Annotated in this window: 2 protein-coding genes and 2 pseudogenes (1 of these 4 running past the window's edge); all 4 read left to right on the top strand. The window is 72.9% G+C overall.

Annotation, left to right across the window (positions count from 1 at the left end):
• Nucleotides 1-972: the 3' portion of a squalene synthase HpnC gene (hpnC, locus tag FrCorBMG51_RS08675; RefSeq protein WP_047222574.1), read on the top strand. The gene continues 63 nt to the left of window position 1, outside the view; the window shows 972 of its 1035 coding nt (coding positions 64-1035); the start codon falls outside the window, past its left edge; its stop codon occupies nt 970-972.
• Nucleotides 969-1874: a presqualene diphosphate synthase HpnD gene (hpnD, locus tag FrCorBMG51_RS08680; protein WP_047222575.1), complete on the top strand. Its 906-nt coding sequence runs from the start codon at nt 969-971 to the stop codon at nt 1872-1874. The genes hpnC and hpnD overlap by 4 nt, the downstream gene beginning before the upstream one ends.
• Before the next feature lie 113 nt (nt 1875-1987).
• A pseudogene (locus FrCorBMG51_RS33630) lies at nt 1988-2350 on the top strand (FAD-dependent oxidoreductase); the annotation flags it as partial.
• 346 nt (nt 2351-2696) lie between these two features.
• Nucleotides 2697-2921 (top strand): annotated as a pseudogene (locus FrCorBMG51_RS33635) (FAD-dependent oxidoreductase); the annotation flags it as partial.
• Between the last annotated feature and the right edge of the window lie 155 nt (nt 2922-3076).

Consider the following 3076-nt stretch of genomic DNA (forward strand, 5'->3'; position numbering starts at 1 on the left):
CGGGCGGGAACTCCCGGTGCGCCGCTGCCCGGGGACGCCCTCACGTCCTCACCCCAGGATGTGTTGCGGGCGGCTTCCGCCGAGAACTTCCCGGTGTCTCCGCTGATCCTGCCGGCCCGGCAGCGGCAGCACCTGTTCGCCATCTACGGATTCGCCCGCCTCGTCGACGACATCGGTGACGAGGCGAGCGGCGACCGGCTCGCGCTGCTCGACGCGCTGGAAGCCGATCTTGACCGGATCTGGGGCGGGACGCCCACACTCCCGGTCATCCAGGCGCTGGCACCGACCGTCCGGGAATGCGGTCTGGCGCCGGAGCCGTTCCGCCGGCTCGTCGCGGCCAACCGGCAGGACCAGCTGGTCACCCGCTACGACACCTTCGATGACCTGCTGCGTTACTGCACCCTGTCCGCCGATCCGGTGGGACACATGGTGCTCGGTGTCTTCGGCGTCAGCACCCCCGACCGGGTCGAGCTGTCGAACCGGGTCTGCACGGCGCTGCAGATCGTCGAGCATGTGCAGGACGTGGCCGAGGACTATGCCGCCGGCCGGATCTACCTGCCCCGGGAGGACCTCGACAGCTTCGGGGTGCACGAGCGAGACCTCGCGCACCCCAGCGCTGGCCCGGCGGTACGGGAGCTGATCGCCTTCCAGGTGCTGCGCGCCCGCCGGATCCTCGACGAGGGCACGCCGCTGGTGGGCCTGGTCGAGGGCCGGCTACGGCTGGTCCTGGCCGGGTTCGTCGGCGGTGGCCGCGCGGCGCTGGACGCGGTCGAACGGGCCGGGTGCGACGTCCTCGGCGGCGCCCCGACCGCGCCGAAGCCACGGATCGTTCGCTACGCCCTGGCGGTGGCGCTGACCTCGCTCACCCCGTCCGCCCGGCGGGCGGCCCGTTCGGCGCGCGTCGTGCTGCCGCCGCTGGTCACCGGCGGTGGGATCATCAACAGGCCCGCCGCGGGTGGAGGTGGCGAATGACCTCCGACGGTCGTTTCCGGTCGCCGACGGTAGAGGAAGCATACGCGTCCTGTGAGGCGCTGACCCGTGAGGCCGCGCGCAACTTCGCCTACGGCATCCGGCTGCTGCCGGTCGACAAACGGGCGGCGCTGTCCGCGGTGTACGCCTTCGCCCGCCGGCTCGACGACATCGGCGACGGTGACCTGCCCCTCGAGGAGAAGGCCATCCGCCTGGCCGCGGCCCGGACGGACATCACAGGGCTCGGCGCGGCCAGCTCCGACCCGGTTCTGATAGCTCTGGATGACGCCTGCCGGCGCTTCCCCATCCCGGTGGACGCCTTCTGCGAACTGATCGACGGCGTCGAGATGGATCTGCGTGGGGTCACCTACGAGTCCTTCGACGACCTCGTCGAGTACTGCCGACGGGTGGCCGGCACCATCGGGCGTCTGTCGCTGGGGATCTTCGGCACGCAGGCGGCGCACGCGGACGCGAGGGCCGCCACGGTCGCCGACGAGCTCGGGATCGCCCTACAACAGACCAACATTCTCCGAGACGTCCGGGAGGACCTGATTACCGGCCGGATCTATCTGCCCCGGGCCGAACTGGAAAAGGCCGGGATCACCCTTGCCCTCGGCCCGGACGGCCGGCTCGGCGGTCCCGAGGACGCACTCGTCGAATACCTCCGGGAGTGCGCGCAGCGGGCCGACGAATGGTACGGGCGCGGTCTGAAACTGCTGACCATGCTCGACCGGCGCAGCGCCGCGTGCTGCGGGGCGATGGCCGGGATCTACCTGCGGCTCAACCGCCGGATCAGGACCGACCCCACCCCCGTCCTGCAGCAACGGCTGTCGCTGCCGGGCTGGGAGAAGGCGGTGGTGGCCGCGCGCAGCCTGGCCGGGCGCCCGGAGGTGTCGGCCGCATGAGCGTGGATACCGGGACGCCGTCGGACGCGCCGCCATCGAAACAGGCATCACGACAGGCACAGTCTGTTGTGACACAGCCCGCCGCGCCGCCGCCGGGGCCGGGCGGCCACCGGATGGTCGTCGTCGGTGGTGGGCTTGCCGGCCTGTCGGCCGCGCTGACCGCCGCGGACATCGGCGCGGACGTGACCGTGCTGGAGGCACGGCCGCGGCTGGGCGGTGCCACCGCCTCGTTCGCCAGGGACGGGCTGTGGGTCGACACCGGCCAGCACGTCTTCATGCGCTGCTGCACCGCCTACCGCGGGTTCCTCCGCCGGCTCGGCGTCGAGCACCTGACCACCCTCCAGCAGCGGCTGGACGTCCCGGTGCTGCTCGCCGACTCCGGTACGAACGCCCGGCTGCGGCGTACCCGCATCCCCTGGCCGGCGCCGCTGCACCTGACCCCGGCGCTGCTGGGATACCGCGCGTTCCCGCTCGGCCAGCGGCTGCGGGCCGCGCTCGCCGCCTACCAGCTGGGCCGGCTCGACCCGAGCNNTCGACCCGAGCCGGCCCGAGGTGGACGGTGTCTCGTTCGGCAGCTGGCTGGCCCGCCGGGGCCAGTCACCGGCCACGATCGAGGCGTTGTGGGAACTGCTGACCGTCGCCACCCTCAACGCCCCCGCGGACGCGGCCTCCCTCGGGCTCGCCGCCAAGGTCGTGCGCACCGGCCTGCTGGAGCGGGCCGACGCCGGGGACATCGGCTGGGCGGAGGTGCCCCTCCAGCGGCTGCACGGGGATGCGGCGGCCTCGGAGCTCGCCGACGTCGGCGCGGACGTGCGGACCAGCGTGAAGGTCCGCACGATCGACCGGACGGCGACCGGGTGGCGAGTGGTCACCGACAGCGGCACGCTCGACGCCGACTCGGTGGTGCTCGCCGTGCCGCCGCCGGCGGCGGCAGCCCTGCTGCCCGAGGGCGCGGTGGCGGACCCGAAACGATTCGTCGACCTCGGCTCGTCACCGATCGTCAACGTGCATATGATCTACGATCGGCCGGTGCTGCAGGGGCCCTTCCTGGCCGTGGTGGGGTCCCCCGTCCAGTGGGTCTTCGACCGGACCGCCTCCAGCGGGATCGTCGAGTCGGTGGCCGATCACCCCGAGCGTGCGGGTGCGCAGTACCTGGCGATCTCCCTGTCGGCCGCGGACGACTGGATCGACCGGCCCGCCGG

Source organism: Protofrankia coriariae (genome assembly GCF_001017755.1).
Lineage (GTDB): Bacteria > Actinomycetota > Actinomycetes > Frankiales > Frankiaceae > Protofrankia > Protofrankia coriariae.

What these genes read in the sequence shown, in the direction of transcription:
- hpnD (WP_047222575.1), top strand. Translation starts at nt 969, where the DNA reads ATGACCTCCGACGGTCGTTTCCGGTCGCCGACGGTAGAGGAAGCATAC.